The organism is Kitasatospora sp. NPDC092948 (assembly GCF_044754805.1).
Lineage (GTDB): Bacteria > Actinomycetota > Actinomycetes > Streptomycetales > Streptomycetaceae > Kitasatospora.
This window is the reverse complement of the sequence record NZ_JBIVPU010000003.1, coordinates 34,939-51,794: the sequence shown is the minus strand read 5'-3', so window position 1 is coordinate 51,794 and position 16,856 is coordinate 34,939. Positions and strand designations below refer to the sequence as shown.

The 16,856-nt window shown below is 72.3% G+C and carries 16 protein-coding genes; 3 read left to right on the top strand and 13 right to left on the bottom strand.

Annotated features, from left to right (window positions below; genetic code table 11):
* Positions 1-69: 69 nt before the first annotated feature.
* Positions 70-1,914, bottom strand: a complete 1,845-nt coding sequence (locus tag ACIQF6_RS09765) for a phosphatidylglycerol lysyltransferase domain-containing protein (RefSeq protein ID WP_400892350.1) — start codon at positions 1,912-1,914, stop codon at positions 70-72.
* Positions 1,915-2,304: 390 nt separating this feature from the next.
* Here ACIQF6_RS09765 and ACIQF6_RS09760 point away from each other — a divergent pair, with 390 nt between their 5' ends.
* Complete coding sequence (locus ACIQF6_RS09760) at positions 2,305-3,486, top strand: alpha/beta hydrolase (protein WP_400892348.1); 1,182 nt, start codon at positions 2,305-2,307, stop codon at positions 3,484-3,486.
* A 36-nt stretch (positions 3,487-3,522) separates the two neighbouring features.
* Here the strand turns inward: ACIQF6_RS09760 and folE are convergent, their stop codons facing one another.
* The 6 genes from folE to dacB form a co-directional block, all read right to left on the bottom strand.
* Positions 3,523-4,128 (bottom strand): GTP cyclohydrolase I FolE, encoded by a 606-nt coding sequence (gene folE, locus ACIQF6_RS09755; protein ID WP_400892345.1) that lies wholly within the window; start codon positions 4,126-4,128, stop codon positions 3,523-3,525.
* A gap of 115 nt (positions 4,129-4,243) precedes the next feature.
* On the bottom strand, positions 4,244-6,286 hold the full coding sequence (gene ftsH, locus ACIQF6_RS09750; protein ID WP_400892343.1) for an ATP-dependent zinc metalloprotease FtsH: 2,043 nt from the start codon (positions 6,284-6,286) through the stop codon (positions 4,244-4,246).
* 221 nt (positions 6,287-6,507) lie between these two features.
* Positions 6,508-7,062 (bottom strand): hypoxanthine phosphoribosyltransferase, encoded by a 555-nt coding sequence (gene hpt, locus ACIQF6_RS09745; protein WP_073811605.1) that lies wholly within the window; start codon positions 7,060-7,062, stop codon positions 6,508-6,510.
* Between the two features lie 63 nt (positions 7,063-7,125).
* Positions 7,126-8,268, bottom strand: a complete 1,143-nt coding sequence (tilS, locus tag ACIQF6_RS09740) for a tRNA lysidine(34) synthetase TilS (RefSeq protein ID WP_400892339.1) — start codon at positions 8,266-8,268, stop codon at positions 7,126-7,128.
* A 240-nt stretch (positions 8,269-8,508) separates the two neighbouring features.
* Positions 8,509-9,654, bottom strand: coding sequence for a zinc-dependent metalloprotease (locus tag ACIQF6_RS09735; RefSeq protein ID WP_400892337.1), 1,146 nt, complete (start codon positions 9,652-9,654; stop codon positions 8,509-8,511).
* 129 nt (positions 9,655-9,783) lie between these two features.
* A complete protein-coding gene (dacB, locus tag ACIQF6_RS09730) occupies positions 9,784-11,268 on the bottom strand; it encodes a D-alanyl-D-alanine carboxypeptidase/D-alanyl-D-alanine-endopeptidase (protein ID WP_400892335.1) in 1,485 nt (494 codons plus the stop codon).
* Between the two features lie 137 nt (positions 11,269-11,405).
* Between dacB and ACIQF6_RS09725 the strand changes: the two genes are divergently transcribed.
* Positions 11,406-11,897 (top strand): inorganic diphosphatase, encoded by a 492-nt coding sequence (locus ACIQF6_RS09725; RefSeq protein ID WP_100587648.1) that lies wholly within the window; start codon positions 11,406-11,408, stop codon positions 11,895-11,897.
* An 89-nt stretch (positions 11,898-11,986) separates the two neighbouring features.
* Here the strand turns inward: ACIQF6_RS09725 and ACIQF6_RS09720 are convergent, their stop codons facing one another.
* The 3 genes from ACIQF6_RS09720 to ACIQF6_RS09710 all read right to left on the bottom strand — a co-directional run bounded on the left by ACIQF6_RS09720 (position 11,987) and on the right by ACIQF6_RS09710 (position 13,827).
* On the bottom strand, positions 11,987-12,202 hold the full coding sequence (locus ACIQF6_RS09720) for a dodecin (RefSeq protein WP_400892332.1): 216 nt from the start codon (positions 12,200-12,202) through the stop codon (positions 11,987-11,989).
* A 98-nt stretch (positions 12,203-12,300) separates the two neighbouring features.
* Positions 12,301-13,251, bottom strand: a complete 951-nt coding sequence (locus ACIQF6_RS09715) for an asparaginase (RefSeq protein WP_400892330.1) — start codon at positions 13,249-13,251, stop codon at positions 12,301-12,303.
* A gap of 57 nt (positions 13,252-13,308) precedes the next feature.
* Positions 13,309-13,827 (bottom strand): ABC transporter substrate-binding protein, encoded by a 519-nt coding sequence (locus tag ACIQF6_RS09710; RefSeq protein WP_400892328.1) that lies wholly within the window; start codon positions 13,825-13,827, stop codon positions 13,309-13,311.
* A gap of 348 nt (positions 13,828-14,175) precedes the next feature.
* Here ACIQF6_RS09710 and dtd point away from each other — a divergent pair, with 348 nt between their 5' ends.
* Positions 14,176-14,607, top strand: coding sequence for a D-aminoacyl-tRNA deacylase (gene dtd, locus ACIQF6_RS09705; protein WP_035872970.1), 432 nt, complete (start codon positions 14,176-14,178; stop codon positions 14,605-14,607).
* 7 nt (positions 14,608-14,614) lie between these two features.
* On the opposite strand, the gene ACIQF6_RS09700 is transcribed toward dtd, so the two are convergent.
* The 3 genes from ACIQF6_RS09700 to ACIQF6_RS09690 form a co-directional block, all read right to left on the bottom strand.
* Complete coding sequence (locus tag ACIQF6_RS09700; protein WP_400892325.1) at positions 14,615-15,571, bottom strand: YgfZ/GcvT domain-containing protein; 957 nt, start codon at positions 15,569-15,571, stop codon at positions 14,615-14,617.
* Positions 15,572-15,581: 10 nt separating this feature from the next.
* Positions 15,582-16,028, bottom strand: a complete 447-nt coding sequence (locus ACIQF6_RS09695) for a Fur family transcriptional regulator (RefSeq protein ID WP_400892322.1) — start codon at positions 16,026-16,028, stop codon at positions 15,582-15,584.
* A gap of 85 nt (positions 16,029-16,113) precedes the next feature.
* Entirely contained in the window at positions 16,114-16,698 is a 585-nt protein-coding gene (locus ACIQF6_RS09690; protein ID WP_043915577.1) for an FABP family protein, read from the bottom strand.
* Positions 16,699-16,856: the final 158 nt, after the last annotated feature.

Sequence of the window (16,856 nt, the reverse complement as noted above, 5' to 3'; positions counted from 1 at the left end):
AAGCCAGGGGCGCGTGGGGGCACCTCCCACGCGCCTCTGGTTGTGCTCTCCCTGGTTGTCCTCGCCCCGTTACGCCGCCTTGCCGAGCTGAGCCGGAGCCTCCGGCATCAGCCCCTGGCGCTGCCGCTTGCGGCCGAACCGCGGCATGCCGAGGGTGATGAACGCCTCCGCCTGCATCGCGGCGAAGCCGATCCGCGGGAGGTCGCGGGTGTGCTGGTAGACCAGGAAGCGGGGCTCCCAGGTGGGCTGGAACTTGGCGTTGAACTTGTACAGCGACTCGATCTGGAACCACCGGGACAGGAAGACCAGCAGTCCGCGCCAGGCCCGCAGCACCGGCCCGGCGCCGATCCGCTCGCCGCGGGCGAGCGCCGAGCGGAACATCGCGAAGTTGAGAGAGACCCGCCGGATGCCCATCGCGCCGACCTCCTGGAGGGCGGCGACGATCAGCAGCTCGTTGAGGCCGGGGTCGGCCTCCCGGTCGCGGCGCATCAGTTCCAGCGAGATGCCGTCCTCGCCCCAGGGGACGAAGTGCAGCACCGCCTTCAGGTCGTCGCCGGAGCCGAAGCCGCTCTCCCCCTCCTCGGGGGCCTTGTGGGCCGTGACGACCACGCACTCGTCGTCGCCCGGGTCGCCGAAGCGGCCGAGGGCCATGGAGAAGCCGCGTTCGGTGTCGGTGCCGCGCCAGCGGGCCGCGGCGTCGGCGATCTGCCGCTTCTCCTCCGGGGTGAGGTCGCCGACCCGGCGGACCTTGCAGGAGTAGCCGTTGCGTTCGATCCGCTTGACCATCTGGCGGACGTTGCGCATGGCGCGGCCGGCCAGCGAGAAGGTGGAGGTGTCGACGATGGCCTCGTCGCCGAGTTCGAGCGCGTCCAGGTTCGCCTCGCGGGTCCAGACCTCGCCGCCGACCTCGGAGCAGCCCATGACGGCGGGCACCCAGGCGTGTTCGCGGGCGGTGGTCATGAAGACCTTGATCGCGCCGGGCCAGGCCTCGACGTCGCCGACCGGGTCGCCGGAGGCGAGCATCACGCCGGAGACCACCCGGTAGGAGATCGCGGCCTTGCCGGTGGGCGAGAACAGCACGCTCTTGTCGCGGCGCAGCGCGAAGTAGCCGAGCGAGTCGCGCTTGCCGTGCCGGGCGAGCAGTTCGCGGACCTTGAGCTCGTCCTCGGGGGTGAGCTCGGGCTCGGGCTTCTCGGGGCGCAGCGCCAGGTACGCGGTGGTGAGCGCGGTGACCAGGCCGAGCGCGCCGAGCGAGTAGCCGACCAGGTCGCCGATCCGCTCGCTGGTGTAGTGGATCGGGCCCTCGAAGCCGAACAGGCCGTAGCCGACGTGCTCCAGCCGCTGGAACAGCGAGGGGTCGCCGAGCTCGGCCTTCCAGCGGACCGAGACGATGACCAGGCCGAGCAGCACCGAGACGGTGCCGAGCACGACGAAGTTGAGCACCGCGCGCCAGCGGGTGCGCGGGTCGGCCTTGGCGTAGAACTCGCGCTGGTGGATCAGCATCAGCACGAACAGCGCCAGCGAGATCGCGGCCTGGGCGAACTGGTGCCACCGCAGTATGTGGAGCGCGGCGCCGACCGGCAGCAGCACGCAGACGGCACGCCAGGCGCGCCGCTTGCGGCGGCGCAGGGCGTGCGCAAGCAGCACCAGCAGCATGCCGACCATCAGGGTGCCGGCGGCGGCGAGCGTGGTGGTGCCGCCGGGAAGCTGGCCGGCCCAGCTGTGCATCCGGGTGAACCGCAGCCTCGGGAAGATCGCACAGGCGATGTCGATCAGTCCGATTGCCAGGCACGCGTACCCGACCGCACCCGGCAGCCATTGCCGCGGTACGGCGGACGCCTGGGACCGGAGCGCCTGCAGCCCCCGCCGGCGGGGCTGGTCGGACGTCGTCTCAGCGGACACGGGAGCGCTCATGGGAACCCAGCCTAGAGGCACCCGGGCGCTGCTCGCGCACCCCGGGAGCCGGGTTGTGATGAACCTTCATGACTGTTCCTTTTTCTGGCAATCCGCACGTCAAGAGGGGTCCACCGGACGGATGAAGGGGCCCGCCGGCGGCAGCGCTCGAACGCCTGCACTCATCGGACCGGGGGACGCGGCGGGTGCCGTCGATGTCGCACCCGTGGCCGCCGGCTCGGCGGTTCGGCGCGATTCCAACCCGTGGACGCCGCATTCTAGGGCTACGGGTCCCGTTCGCGCAGTCATCCGTTCGTACTGGTTTCCGACGCTCGGTCAGACTACCCCCACTTGCACCCGACGGTCCGTCAGACAACGTTGAACGAGCGGGAGTCGAGGAGGCCGGAAGGCATGGAGCTGACCAGCAGCGCACTGATTTACGTACTGATCATCGTGGGGGCGGCTGCCCTGGTCGCCACCCTCTGGCTGTGGCCCCGGCTGTCGCCGCAGCGGCCGCTGCCGGTCCTGGGCCGACTCGGACTACTGACGGTCACTCAGGCGACGGCCCTGTCCGTGCTGTTGCTGTCGGTCAACAACGCCTATGGCTTCTACACCTCCTGGAACGACCTGCTGCGCCCCGGCTCCGCCCCCCTGGCGCTGACCTCCGGACACGCCCCCGGCGCCGCCCCGGAGAGCGAGAAGCTGGTGCAGCCGACCACCGAGGGCGGGCTGGAGACGGTCAAGGACGTGCTGCCGCCCGGTCCGCCCGAGGAAGTCGGCCGGGTCGACTCGGTGAAGGTGACCGGGCCCGAGACCGGCCTGTCCGATCAGATGTTCATCTATCTGCCACCCGAGTACTTCAACCCCCGGTACAACCGCGAGCACTTCCCGGTGCTGCTCGCCCTGGCCGGCTATCCCGGCCCGACGCTGAGTCTGGTCGACGACCTGAAGCTCCCGCAGACCGCCGCCGAACTCCAGCGCACCGGCCAGATGGCCCCCACCGTGATCGTGATGGCCCGCCCCACCGTCGCCCCGCCGCGGGACACCGAGTGCGTGGACGTCCCCGGCGGGCCGAAGACCGAGACCTGGTTCCTCAAGGACGTTCCGACCGCACTGCGCTCCGCCTACCGGGTGGGCCGGGCCGCCGAGTCCTGGGGTGTGTTCGGCTACTCCACCGGCGGCTCCTGCGCGCTGCGCCTGGCGATGCGTCACCCCGAGGTGTACCGGAACGCGGCCGGCATGCACCCGGACTACACCGTGCCGAACGACCGGTGGACCGACGGCGACCTGTTCCGGGGCGACGCGGACGCCGCCCGGCAGGCCGACCTGAACTGGCGGCTGAAGAACCTGCCCGCGCCGTCCGCGGCCCTGCTGGTGGTCTCCACCCACACGGAGGACGACTACCCGGCGACCGAGAAGTTCCTCAGCAGCGCCAAACAGGCCTCCGACGACCACCCCGAGTTCCTGGTGGACTCCCTGCTGCTGCCGGACGGCGGCCACACCTTCGAGACCTGGCACCGCGAGCTGCCGGCCACCCTGGAGTGGCTCAGCGACCACCTGGCACCCCCGCAGGACCGGGAACCGCGGCCCTGACGGGGGCACCCCCGAGGTCGGCGCCCGGTGCCGCCGCTATCGCCCGATGATGAGGCTCATCGCCTCGGCCCGGGTGGCGGGATCGCGCAGCTGGCCGCGGACCGCCGAGGTGACGGTGGTGGCGCCGGGCTTGCGGATGCCGCGCATCGACATGCACATGTGCTCGCACTCGATCACCACGATGGCGCCGCGCGGCTCCAGGATCCGCATCAGCGCGTCGGCGACCTGGCTGGTGAGCCGCTCCTGCACCTGCGGGCGGCGGGCGAACACGTCGACCAGCCGGGCCAGCTTGGACAGGCCGGTGATCTTGCCGGTGGTCGCCGGGATGTAGCCGACGTGCGCGACGCCGCGGAACGGGACCAGGTGGTGCTCGCAGGTGGAGAACACCTCGATGTCCTTGACCAGCACCATCTCGTCGTGGCCGAGGTCGAAGGTGGTGGTGAGCACGTCCTCCGGCTGCTGCCACAGGCCCGCGAATATCTCCCGGTAGGCGCGCGCGACCCGGGCCGGGGTCTCCAACAGGCCCTCGCGGTCCGGGTCCTCGCCGACGGCGATGAGCAGTTCGCGGACGGCGTTCTCGGCCCGCTTCTGGTCGAAGTCGCGGACGGGGAACTCACCGTCGAGCGTCACCGGATCGATCATGCGCGTGCCTCGCTGCTCGTCAAGAGGGAAACAGTTTCCTTGCAGCACGAATGCCGCGCCTCCAGGGTACAAACCCCGGAAACGCGGCATCCATTCCGAACAGGTTTTCGGTCGCTCAGCTCTCGACCTGGCCACCGTCGGCCGGCGGCAGCTTCACCGTGTCGACCGGGGTGTCGTTGCCGGAGACGGCGCCGTTGGTCAGCGCCAGTTCCTTCGGCGACTGCACCGGCGGCCGGGTGGACGGGGTGCGGTGGGCCGATCCGGTCCACGCCGGGCGGTGCGGACGCTTGATGACCGGAGCGAAGACCTCGGCGATCTGCTCCTTGTTCAGCGTCTCCTTCTCCAGCAGTTCGAGGACCAGGTTGTCGAGCACGTCGCGGTTCTCGACCAGGATCTCCCAGGCCTCGTTGTGCGCGGTCTCGATCAGCTTCTTGACCTCCTCGTCCACCAGCCCGGCGACCTCCTCGGAGTAGTCGCGCTGGTGGGCCATCTCGCGGCCCAGGAAGGGCTCGGAGTCGGAGGAGCCGAACTTGATCGCGCCCAGGCGCTCGCTCATGCCGTACTGGGTGACCATGGCCCGCGCGGTGGCGGTGGCCTTCTCGATGTCGTTCGAGGCGCCGGTGGTCGGGTCGTGGAAGACCAGTTCCTCCGCCGCCCGGCCGCCCAGCATGTAGGCGAGCTGGTCGAGCATCTCGTTGCGCGTGGTCGAGTACTTGTCCTCGTCCGGCAGCACCATGGTGTAGCCGAGCGCGCGGCCCCGGGACAGGATGGTGATCTTGTGCACCGGGTCGGAGTAGTTGCAGGCCGCCGCGACCAGGGCGTGACCGCCCTCGTGGTACGCGGTGATCTTCTTCTCCTTGTCGGACATGATCCGCGAGCGCTTCTGCGGACCGGCCACGACGCGGTCGATCGCCTCGTCCAGCATCTGGTTGTCGATCAGCTTCTTGTCGGTGCGCGCGGTGAGCAGCGCGGCCTCGTTCAGCACGTTCGACAGGTCGGCGCCGGTGAAGCCGGGGGTGCGCTTGGCGACGGCCGACAGGTCGACGTCCGGCGCGATCGGCTTGCCCTTCTGGTGCACCTTGAGGATGTCCAGGCGGCCCTGGAGGTCCGGGCGGTCGACGGCGATCTGCCGGTCGAAGCGGCCGGGGCGCAGCAGCGCCGGGTCCAGGATGTCGGGGCGGTTGGTGGCGGCGATCAGGATGACGCCGCCCTTGACGTCGAAGCCGTCCATCTCGACCAGCAGCTGGTTGAGGGTCTGCTCGCGCTCGTCGTGGCCGCCGCCGAGACCCGCACCGCGGTGCCGGCCGACGGCGTCGATCTCGTCGACGAAGATGATCGCCGGGGCGTTGGCCTTGGCCTGCTCGAAGAGGTCGCGGACCCGGCTGGCGCCGACGCCGACGAACATCTCGACGAAGTCCGAACCGGAGATCGAGTAGAACGGGACGCCCGCCTCGCCCGCGACGGCGCGGGCCAGCAGGGTCTTGCCGGTTCCGGGCGGGCCGTACAGCAGCACGCCCTTGGGGATCTTCGCCCCGACCGCCTGGAACTTGGCCGGCTCCTGCAGGAACTCCTTGATCTCGTGGAGTTCCTCGACCGCCTCGTCGGCGCCCGCGACGTCCGCGAAGGTCGTCTTCGGGGTGTCCTTGGTGAGCAGCTTGGCCTTGGACTTGCCGAACTGCATGACCCGGGAGCCGCCGCCCTGCATCTGGTTCATCAGGAACAGGAAGACCACGACGATGATCACGATCGGCAGCATCGAGAAGAGCAGGCTGACGAAGGTCGACTGCTTCTCGGGGCTGACGGTGTAACCGTCCGGGATCTGCCCGCCGGCGTACTTGGTCTGCAGGTTCCTGGCCAGGTCGGCGGCCTGGGCGTCGCCGGTGTAGGAGGCCTGGAAGCGGGTGCCGGACGGCGCCTTGCCGTTGGCGCCCGGCTTCAGCTTCTGGCCGTCCTGCAGTTGGATCTTGATGAGGTTCGAGTCACCGGTGGTGAGCTGCGCCGACTTCACCTGGTTGTTGTCGATCGCGCTGATGATCTGACCGGTGTCCGCCGTCTTGTAGCCGCTCGAGTCCGAGACGAGCTCCATCAACGCGAACACGGCGAGGGCGGCCAGCACGACCCACATGATCGGCGCACGGAAGTATCGCTTGACGTCCATCCATGCGGGGCGTCACCGCCCCGTCCCTCCTGCCATTCAACGGGCGCTGGTCGGCCGTGGGCCGCGGCGCATCCGATATGTGCTCGTAAGACGAGCGTTTGATTGGACCGTACCGCAGCGGCCCCCGCTCACGACGGGATCACACCACGGTGCGGCCTATTTTCCTACCCCCGCACAACGGGCGGGAACAGGGCACCGTTCCCACCCGTCGCCCGAACGGTTCAGCCCCCGTAGACGTGCGGGGCCAGGGTGCCGATGAACGGCAGGTTGCGCAGCTTCTCCGCGTAGTCCAGGCCGTAGCCGACCACGAACTCGTTGGGGATGTCGAACCCGACGTACTCGACGTCGATCTCGACCTTGGCCGCGTCCGGCTTGCGCAGCAGGGCGCAGACCTTCAGCGAGGCCGGGCCGCGCGAACCGAGGTTGCCGAGCAGCCAGGACAGCGTCAGGCCGGAGTCGATGATGTCCTCGACGATCAGCACGTCGCGGCCGGCGATGTCGGTGTCCAGGTCCTTCAGGATGCGCACCACGCCCGAGGACTTGGTGCCCATGCCGTACGAGGAGACGGCCATCCAGTCCATGGTCACCTGGCTGTGCAGGGTCCGGGCCAGGTCGGCCATCACCATGACGGCGCCCTTGAGGACGCCGACCAGCAGCAGGTCCTTCCCCGCGTAGTCCTGGTCGATCCGCGCGGCCAGCTCCACCAGCTTGGCGTCGATCTCGTCCTTGCTGATGAGCACCTTCGCGAGGTCTGCGCCCATGTCGTTCTGGTCCACCGGGGATACGTCCTCAAACGTTCGGGGTCTGGGTTCGGCAGCGGCGGTACGACTGGTTCGTGCTCAGTCGTCCTGCCGCCGAAACACCAGCGTGCCACACCGACGCACGGCTTCGACGCCCCCGGGTAGGTGCAGGGGGCCCTGGCCGCGCCAGCCGGTGACCAGCAGGTCCACGGTTTCCAGGTGGCGGGCGAACAGGTCGCCGGCCGGGCAGCCCGCGCGCAGGGCGGCGCGACGCAGCACCCGGCGGCGCACCGCGGGCGGCAGTTCGGAGAGCTTGCCCACGTCGAGCGCCCCGTCCGGGCCGCGCAGGTCGCGCTCGGCGAGGGCGGCCCACTGGTCCAGCGCGTCGGCGTCGTCGCGGAACAGCCGGGCGGTGCGGGCCAGCGCCTCCACCACGCCGCCGCCGAGGTGCTTCTCCAGCACCGGCAACACCTCGTGCCGGACCCGGGAGCGGGTGTAGGCCGGATCGGCGTTGTGCGGGTCGTCCCAGACCGGGATGGACTGCGCGCTGCACGCCTGCCGGGTGGCGGCCCGGTCGAGCTCCAGCAGCGGGCGGCGGTAGCGGCCCTTCTGGGCCGGCATGCCCGCGAGCGAACGGGCGCCGGAGCCGCGGGCCAGGCCGAGCAGCACGGTCTCCGCCTGGTCGTCGCGGGTGTGGCCGAGCAGTACGGCGAGCGCGCCGTGGCGTTCGGCGGCGGAGTCCAGCGCGGCGTAGCGGGCCTCCCGGGCGGCGTTCTCCGGGCCGCCCTCGCGGCCGACGTGCACCGCGACCGCCTCCGCCGGGTCCAGGCCCAGCTCGCGCAGCCGGACGGCGACCTGCTCGGCGCGTTCCGCGGAGCCGTCCTGCAGGCCGTGGTCGACGGTGACGGCGCCGACCCGCAGGCCGAGCTTGGGGGCCTCGAAGGCGGTGGCGATGGCCAGGGCCATCGAGTCGGCGCCGCCGGAGACCGCGACCAGCACCAGCGGGGAGCCGGGGGCGGCCGGGGTGCGGGGCAGGCCGGAGGGGTGGCGGCGGGCGTTGCCGATCAGCGTGCCGGGCACCGTGGCGGTGGTGGCCAGCGCGGGCAGCGGGACGCCCTGCGCGGGCGGGGCGGTGCGGGCGCGCACCGGCTCGCCCGGGGTGACGCCCGCCTCGGCGGCGAGCTCGGCGAGGGTACGGCGGACAGCGAGGCGTATCGCCGCGACAGCGGGGTGTGGGCCCATGGTTGGCACTCCTTGGCGGAGGGGGTACGTCGGCCGCCTGTCAGCTCTCGGTCACCAGGCGCTCACAGATGGTCGCAGAATCCGGCCACCGCCCACGCCACCCGCGCCACCGGCGGATCCACGGTCCCACGTACGGGTGAATGGAGAAACGTTACGTCTGCCGCCAGGTGTACGACTCGCCCGGTTGACCGTCCACCGCCGTCCGCGGCCGACGCCCGGGCGGGCGCCGAAGCGGGCGGATCAGCCGACCACCCGGGCCACCCAGGCCGCCGGGTCGTGGATCTCGTCCTTGGTGGGCAGCGTGTTCGGCGAGGTCCACACCCGGTTGAAGCCGTCCATCCCGGCCCGCTCCACCACGCCGCGCACGAACACCGCGCCGTCCTGGTACTGGCGCAGTTTGGCGTCCATGCCGAGCAGCCGGCGCAGCACCAGGTCGAGCCGGCCGTTGCCGCGGTCGCGGCGGCGCTGGAACTTCTCCCGGATCTCCGCCACCGAGGGCACCACGGCCGGGCCGACGCCGTCCATCACCACGTCGGCGTGGCCCTCCAGCAGCGACATCACGGCGGTCAGCCGGGCCAGGATCTCCCGCTGCGCGGGCGTCTGCACCAGGTCGGTGAGGCTGCCCGCGGAGGAGCCGTTGCCCCGGCCCGCGATGCCGCCGAACGCCTCGCGCAGCCGGTCCAGCAGCGCCGAGGGGTCGACGTCGGTCTGCGCCAGGAACTCCTGCACCTCGGACTGGATGTGGTCGCGCAGCCAGGGCACGGCGGTGAACTGGGTGCGGTGGGTCTCCTCGTGCAGGCACACCCAGAGCCGGAAGTCGTGCGGGGAGACGTCGAGTTCGCGCTCCACCTGGACGATGTTCGGCGCCACCAGCAGCAGCCGTCCGGGCGGTGTCGTCAGGCCCCGGCGCGGCTGGTCGAACAGGCTCTCGGGGCTGTCCGGCGCGGTGGGCAGTTCGGCCGGGGCGAAGGTCTCGTACTGGCCGAGCACCTTCGCCGACAGGAACGCCAGCACCGCGCCGACCTCCACACCGGTGGCCTTGGCGCCCACCGAGCCGGCCGCCGCCGCGCCCGGTCCGTCCGCGCGGCGGGCCGCCAGCCGGTCCGTCAGCGGGCGGACCACGGTGCGGAAACCCGCCACATTGGCCCGCACCCACCCGAGTCGGTCGACCACCAGGACGGGGGTGCCCGGGGTGTCCTCGTCCGTTCCCATCCGGGTGAACTCGCGCACGTGCCGCTCGGCCTCGACGGCGTGCCGGCGCAGTTCGGTGACCACCGTGCGGGCCTCCTCCCGGCCGACCCGGGGCCCGGGCCGGGCCAGGCGCACCGCGGTCGCCACCGCGAGATCCCAGTCGACCATCTCCGCACCGCTGTTCGCGCTCGTCATGCCCTCACGGTACGTGCTCGTCCCCGCCCGGGGGAGACGACGACGGCGGCCGGCCCCGCCCGACCGGCCCGCTGACGGAGGGTCAGCGGGCCGATCGGCCGTCGGAGCCGGTTGTGCGGCGGGACCTGTTCAGCAGCCGCAGGCGGCGATCTTCGCGACGATCCGGTCGACGGCGGCACGGGCCGTGTTCGGGTCGGCGGTGGTGCGGGTCATCAGCGCGAACGCCAGCACCCGGCCGTCGGCGTCCACCACGGTGCCGGCCAGCGTGTTGACGCCCGCCAGGGTGCCGGTCTTGGCGCGCACGATGCCGGCCGCCTCGCCGGCGCCCGACTTGGCGCCGAACCGGCCGACCAGGGTGCCGGTGAAGCCCGCGATCGGCAGCCCGGTGATCACCGGGCGGAGCTCCGGGTGCTGCGGGGAGGCGGCCGCGGCGAGCAGCTTCACCAGGGTGATCGGCGGGATCAGGTTGGCCTTGGCCAACCCGCTGCCGTCGGTCAGCACCACGCCGTTCATCGGCACCCCGAGCCTGGTCAGCTCGGCGGTGACGGCGCTCGCGGCGCCCTCGAAGCTGGCCGGCTGCTTGGCGGCGATCGCCGTCTGCCGGGCGACGGCCTCGGCGAGCTGGTTGTCGGAGGTGGTGAGCAGCCGCTCCACCATCCGGCCGATCTCCGGCGACTCCACCCGGGCCAGCTCCTTCGCCCCGGCGGGGGCGGTGGCCTGGGCGGCCTTGTTCTGGACGGTGATGCCCTCGGCCTTCAGGAAGTTCGCGAAGGACTCGGCGGCCTGACCGGCGGGGTCGAACACCCGGGCCGGGGCCTCGTCGGGCGAGCGCGGGTCGATCCGGCCCTCGTCGACCATCAGCGGGGTGACCGCGGCGATGTTCATCGCGTCGTGGTCCTTGTGCAGCAGCGGGCCGCTGTACAGCGAGGCGTCGTAGGACAGCTTCACGGTGGTGGTGCCGGCGGCCTTCAGCGCGGCGGCGGTGCGGTGGGCCAGGTCGGCCATTGAGGCGGGCGCGCTGTCCGCGTCGACGGGGGCGCCGCCGATCCGGATCTGATCGACCGGCAGCGCCGTCAGCGTGGGGTCGCCGCCGCCGACCAGGGTGATCTCGCCGGGGGTTGCGCCCTGCACCACGGTGGTGGCGATCCGGTGGTCGGCCGGCAGCAGCGACAGCGCGGCGACCGAGGTGGCCAGCTTGGTGGTGGAGGCCGGCGTGGCCGGGGTGTTCTCCTGGTCGCCGAACAGGAACTCCCCGGTGGCGGCGTCCGCGACCGCGAAGTTCAGCGCCCCGAGCGACTTGTCCTGCACGGTGGCGCCGAGCGCGCTGCGCAGCCCGGTGCCGGTCGGGGCGCGGCTGTCGCCGGCGTCCCCGGCGGACAGCACCGGGCCCTTGACCGGCACCGCGCGGTGCCGGTTGCCGCGCCGGTCCTGCTGGCCGTTGCCGTTCCCATTGCCATTGCCGTTGCCGTTGCCGTTCCCGCCCTGGGCGTCGCCGCCCTGGCGGTGGCCGTCGTCGCCGTGCTTGCCGTTGTGCCCGTCCGAGCGGCTCGCGCTCGGCGAGGGCTGGGCCAGCGCTGGATCGGCGACGGTCAGCACCCCCGCTGCCAGCGCCACCCCGAGAACCCCGACGAGCGCCGTCCTGCGCCCGCGCCCCGCCCCTGTCCCTGATCTCACCGACCGGCCCCTTTCCCGAGCACTCCCTGCCGTAGGAGACACTTGGATTCTGTCAGTACCGATCCTTGGAGGAACCGTTGGAGTTCGACGTCCTGATCGAGATCCCGAAGGGCTCGCGCAACAAGTACGAGGTCGACCATGAGACCGGTCGCCTCCGTCTGGACCGCATGCTCTTCACCTCGACCCGCTACCCGGCCGACTACGGCTACGTCGAGGGCACCCTCGCGGACGACGGCGACCCGCTGGACGCCCTGGTCATCCTGGACGAGCCGACCTTCCCCGGCTGCCTGATCAAGTGCCGCGCCATCGGCATGTTCCAGATGACCGACGAGGCCGGCGGCGACGACAAGCTGCTGTGCGTCCCGGCGACCGACCCGCGCTGGTCGCACCTGCAGGACATCCAGGACGTGTCGGAGTTCGACCGCCTGGAGATCCAGCACTTCTTCGAGGTCTACAAGGACCTGGAGCCCGGCAAGTCCGTCCAGGGCGCCGACTGGGTCGGCCGGGCCGAGGCCGAGGCCGAGGTCGAGGCCTCGATCAAGCGCCTCCAGGAGCAGGGCGGCCACTGAGCCGCCGCGCCCCGAGGGGCGTCAGCACCCGTGCGAGGGGCGGGAGTCCGGTTCGGACTCCCGCCCCTCGCACGTTCTCCGACGGCCGGTCAGTCGCTGTCGTCGAGCCGGAACCCGACCTTCAGGCCGACCTGGAAGTGCTTCACCGCCCCGTCCTCGATGTGCCCGCGGACCTGGACCACCTCGAACCAGTCGAGGTGGCGCAGGGTGCGGTGGGCGCGGGCGATGCCGTTGCGGACGGCGGCGTCCACGCCTTCGTGCGAGGAGCCGACGATCTCGGTGACCCGGTAGGTGTGGTCGGACATGGCGAGTACTCCCTGGTGCGGCGGTGGCGGGCGCTCCCCCGCCGTCCACGGTGCATCAGGGCGCCGGGGCGGGCATCCCGGCTTCGCCCGACGGGGCGTCAGAACGCCGCGCGGACCTCGCCGACCACCTGGCCGCCGCCGTGCAGCGGGGCGGCGGCGATCCGCTCCAGCACCGGGTGCTCGACGCCCAGCCGGCGCAGCGCCGCGGCCAGCACCGGGCCGCGGGCGCGCTCCGCACCGTCCTCGATCTTGAACGCCAGGGCCCGGCCGTCGGCCAGCGCGACCACCTGGACGGCCTCCGCGCCCATCTTGGACAGCGCGCCGGGCACCGCCCGCATCAGCCAGGTGTCGGCCCGGCGGGTGCCGGCCACGTACTCGGGGTGGGCGCGCATCGCGTCGGCGACCCGGCGCTGCTCGGTGCCGGGCTCGGCCAGCACCAGGGCGCGGTAGCCGCGGGCCAGGCCGGTCAGCGAGACGGCCAGCAGCGGGGCGCCGCAGCCGTCGGTGCCGGTGTGCGCGGCCGGCTCGCCGGTGGCCTCCTCCAGCGCGGTGCGGGCCAGCAGCTGGATCGGGTGCCCGGGGTCGAGGTAGCCCTCCAGGTCCCAGCCGTTGGCGGCGCAGGCGGCCAGCCAGCCGGCGTGCTTGCCGGAGCAGTCCATCAGGATCGGCGCCCGCTCCCCGCCGGAGCGCAGCAGCTCCTCCGCCTCGACCTGGTCGAGCGGCAGGTCGGCGGGGGTGCGCAGGGCGGCCTCGGTGAGGCCCGCGTCGGCCAGCATCCGGCGGACCGCGGCCCGGTGGAAGGGCTCCGCGGAGTGGCTGGAGGCGGCCAGCGCAAGCTGTTCGCCGTGCAGCGCCAGGCCGGCCCGCAGGGTGGCCACCGCCTGGAACGGCTTGGCGGTGGAACGCGGATAGACCGGCTGTTCGGGGGTGCCCAGCGTGTACGCGACGGTGCCGTCGGCGTCGAGCAGGACCAGCGAACCGCGGTGGCGGCCCTCGGTGAAGCCGGAGCGTATGACCTCGGCGAGGGCGGGCAGGACGGAGTGCGACACGGTCGGGTCTCCAGGATGCGGTGAGGGTGGGTGCGGCCCCGGCCGCGTCCCGCCCGCTCAGCCTCCGCCGAGCAGGTCCTCGACCCGGGCCTCCCCCTCACGGTACCTGCGGGTGATCTCCGCGCCGCAGTCGTCCGCGGTGCGTTGCAGCGTCTGGCGGCGGCCGGACACCTCGCGTTCGTGCTCGGCCAGCCGCTCGACCGCGGCCAGCAGCTCGGCGGTGGTGTGCGCGCCGAGGTCGGCCAGTTGGACGTCGCCCATCAGGGCGTCCGCCTCCAGCCGGTAGCGCTCGCCGCGCGGCGGGCCGAGGGTCAGGTGCCGGGCCGGGCGGCGGGTGGCCGACGGGGCGTCCGCCAGGATCGCGGGCAGCCGGTCGAGCAGGGCGCACTGCGCCTCGCTGGCGCCCGCCAACGGGACTTCCCGGCGCTGCAGTTCGGCCCGCAGGATGTCCATCCGGCCGTGCAGCAGGCGGCGCAGGTACGACAGGTCGGCCTCCTGCTCCAGGGCGTCCCGGCGGAGCACCCGCAGTTCTTCCAGGGCCAGGCCGGCCAGTTCGTCGACCGCGCTCACGTCCATCAATCCGACCACCTGCCGTAGTACCTGTTGCCCGCCGATTGCACGGCCGCCCGCCACCCAGGGTTCCCCCCGGCGGGCGGTGCCACTCGTGCGGGTGACGCGGTTCGCCGGGACGGCGGACGCCTTCTCGGGGCCCGGATGGCCCCGGGCCGTCGGACAGCGTGCCATTCCGGGCCCCGGCCCCGCACGCCCGAGTACCCGAACGGCCCCCTGGCGAACACCCCTGGCTAGTACGAAGAATCCGCGCCATGGGCTCACCTGCACCGATCGGGGCGCATCACGTGCGACCCCGGCGCGCAACCCGAGGGCGCGCGCCCCCAGGGCGCGGGTGCGGGCACAATGGGCGGCATGCGAGCAGTGGTGCAGCGGGTCGCCGAGGCGGCCGTGACGGTGGACGGCGAGACGGTCGGCGCGATCGAGGGGCCCGGCCTGTGCGTGCTGGTCGGCGCCACCCACGAGGACACCCCGGCGCAGGCCGCCCAACTGGCCCGGAAACTCTGGACGCTGCGGCTGTTCCCCGGCAGCCCCGAGCAGTCCTGCTCGGAGCTCGGCGCCCCGCTGCTGGTGATCAGTCAGTTCACCCTGTACGGCGACGCCCGCAAGGGCCGCCGCCCCACCTGGAACGCCGCCGCCCCCGGCCCGGTCGCCGAACCGCTGGTGGACGCCGTGGTGGCCGAACTCCGCGCGCTGGGCGCGAAGGTGGAGACCGGGCGGTTCGGGGCGGACATGAAGGTGTCGCTGGTGAACGACGGGCCGTTCACCGTCCTGCTGGAGGTCTGACCGGCGCTCAGGCGGAGACGATGACGTCCTGGCTGCCGGGCACGCCGTCGGCCAGCAGCACCGCGTCGACCGGGGTGTTGCGCTTGACCAGGGCCAGCGCGACCGGGCCCAGCTCGTGGTGGCGGGCCGCGGAGGTGACGAAGCCGACCGGGCGCTCCTGGCCGTCCACCCGTACCTCGGCGCCGTGCGCGGGCAGCTTCTCCTCGGTGCCGTCCAGGTGCAGGAAGACCAGCCGGCGCGGCGGACGGCCCAGGTTGTGCACCCGGGCGACGGTCTCCTGGCCGCGGTAGCAGCCCTTGTTCAGGTGCACCGCGCTGCCCAGCCAGTCCACCTCGTGCGGGATGGTGCGGTGGTCGGTCTCGAAGCCCAGGCGCGGCCGGTGCCCCTCGATCCGCAGCGCCTCGTACGCCCACACGCCGGCCGCCGGCCCGAACTCGGCGACGGCCTCCGCGAGTTCGGCGCGCGGCAGGAACAGGTCGCGGCCCCACGGGAGTTCGCGCACCGCGGCGGCCCGGTCGGCGGGGGTGGTGGAGCCGGCCGGCAGGAACACCACCGCGTAGTCGGCGGTGGCGTCGGTGACCTCGGCCCGGTTCCAGAACTTCATCGACTCCAGGTACGCCACCAGCGCGGGCGCGGTGCCGGGCTCGACGTGGATCCAGGTGGTGGCGCCGTCGTCGACCAGGTAGAGCGCGTGCTCGACGTGCCCGTGCGGGGACAGCACCAGCGCCTCGGTGGCCTGCTGCGGCGGCAGGTCGCTGACGTGCTGGGTGAGCAGCAGGTGCAGCCAGCTCAGCCGGTCCGGGCCGGTCACGGTGATCACGCCGCGGTGCGACAGGTCGGTGAAGCCGCGCCCGGCGGCCAGTTCGCGCTGCTCGCGGAACAGGTCGCCGTAGTGGGCGGCGACCCCCTCGTCGGGACCTTCGGCGGCGACGGCACCGGGCAGCGCAAGCAGCGGACTCTTCATACCGGCCAGCTTACGGCTGCGGGTGCTCCAACTTGGCGGTGCAGTCCGCGCAGCGGCCGAAGATGGCGAAGTGCTTCAGATCGGTGTCGAAGCCGTGCTCGGTGCGCAGGCTGTCGATCAGCGGCGCGGCGATCGCGGTGTCCGTCTCGGTGACCTGGTCGCAGTCCCGGCAGACCAGGTGCAGGTGGGTGTGCCGGCCCGCCAGATGGTAGGTGGGCGCGCCGTGCCCGAGGTGGGCGTGCGAGACCAGGCCGAGCTCCTCCAGGAGCTCCAGCGTCCGGTACACGGTGGAGATGTTCACGCCGCTGGCGGTGCGGCGGACCTGCACCAGGATGTCGTCGGGGGTGGCGTGGTCCAGCACGTCGACGGCCTCCAGCACCAGCTGGCGCTGCGGGGTCAACCGGTAGCCGCGCTCGCGCAGGTCGGCCTTCCAGTCGGTGGTGTCGGTGTTCGCCACGGTGTCCCTGCCCGTTGAGAGGTCGTGCCGACCAGTGTAGGGACCGACCGCCCGGTCGGTCCCCCACTCGGCACTGCTCGTCCGCTCAGCGGAAGAACGCGATCCCGTCGTCCGGGAGGTCGTTGACGTCCTTGATCAGCTGCGCCGGGTTGAGCACCTTCTTCAGCTGCGCCGACATGTACGGCCGCAGCGGCACCTCGGGAGCGGCCTTCTCGCCGACCCACAGCAGCTCGTCCTTGACCAGGCCGAACAGGCGCTTGCCGCCGCTGTACGGGGCCGCGCCCTCGATCCGGGCGACCGCGTCGGTGGCCAGGTCGATCTGCGGCTTGCCGTCGTGCAGCTTGCCGTACCAGATCTCCACGGTGCCGTCGTCGCGGACCGAGGAGACCTCGATCTCGCGCTCGCCGCTGGTGCCGTGCTGGTTGCTGGTCACCCGCCAGAAGGCGTGCTCCATCTCCAGCGGGCGCACCTTCTCGCCCTGCTCGTCCAGCACCCAGGTGCGGGAGCGGAACTCCAGGAAGGGCCGTCCGTCGTGACGGAAGACGATCTCCTGGCCGAAGTTGCACTTCTCACTGCCGGGGAAGTCGTGTACGCCCGCGCCCTCCCAGGTACCGAGGAGGAAGGCGAGCGGGACGACGTCCCGGTGGAGGTCGGAAGGAATCTCGATCATGGTCCTGGCTGCTGTCGTCGGACGGTTACCGGCTCAACCGTACGGCAGTGCTCAGCGCTGGCCCTGGTAGAGCTTCATCACGGAGAAGATGGCGAACCAGGTGATCAGCACGGCCACCAGAACCAGCAGGCTTTCGAAGAAGATCTCAAGACCGGACA

Coding starts and splice junctions, on each gene's coding strand:
- ACIQF6_RS09735 (WP_400892337.1), bottom strand. CDS start 9,654: ATGACGAGCGCGAACAGCGGTGCGGAGATGGTCGACTGGGATCTCGCG.
- ACIQF6_RS09690 (WP_043915577.1), bottom strand. CDS start 16,698: ATGATCGAGATTCCTTCCGACCTCCACCGGGACGTCGTCCCGCTCGCC.
- ftsH (WP_400892343.1), bottom strand. CDS start 6,286: ATGGACGTCAAGCGATACTTCCGTGCGCCGATCATGTGGGTCGTGCTG.
- ACIQF6_RS09760 (WP_400892348.1), top strand. CDS start 2,305: ATGGAGCTGACCAGCAGCGCACTGATTTACGTACTGATCATCGTGGGG.
- ACIQF6_RS09710 (WP_400892328.1), bottom strand. CDS start 13,827: ATGGACGTGAGCGCGGTCGACGAACTGGCCGGCCTGGCCCTGGAAGAA.
- dtd (WP_035872970.1), top strand. CDS start 14,176: ATGCGAGCAGTGGTGCAGCGGGTCGCCGAGGCGGCCGTGACGGTGGAC.
- ACIQF6_RS09700 (WP_400892325.1), bottom strand. CDS start 15,571: ATGAAGAGTCCGCTGCTTGCGCTGCCCGGTGCCGTCGCCGCCGAAGGT.
- tilS (WP_400892339.1), bottom strand. CDS start 8,268: ATGGGCCCACACCCCGCTGTCGCGGCGATACGCCTCGCTGTCCGCCGT.
- ACIQF6_RS09765 (WP_400892350.1), bottom strand. CDS start 1,914: ATGAGCGCTCCCGTGTCCGCTGAGACGACGTCCGACCAGCCCCGCCGG.
- folE (WP_400892345.1), bottom strand. CDS start 4,128: ATGATCGATCCGGTGACGCTCGACGGTGAGTTCCCCGTCCGCGACTTC.
- ACIQF6_RS09720 (WP_400892332.1), bottom strand. CDS start 12,202: ATGTCCGACCACACCTACCGGGTCACCGAGATCGTCGGCTCCTCGCAC.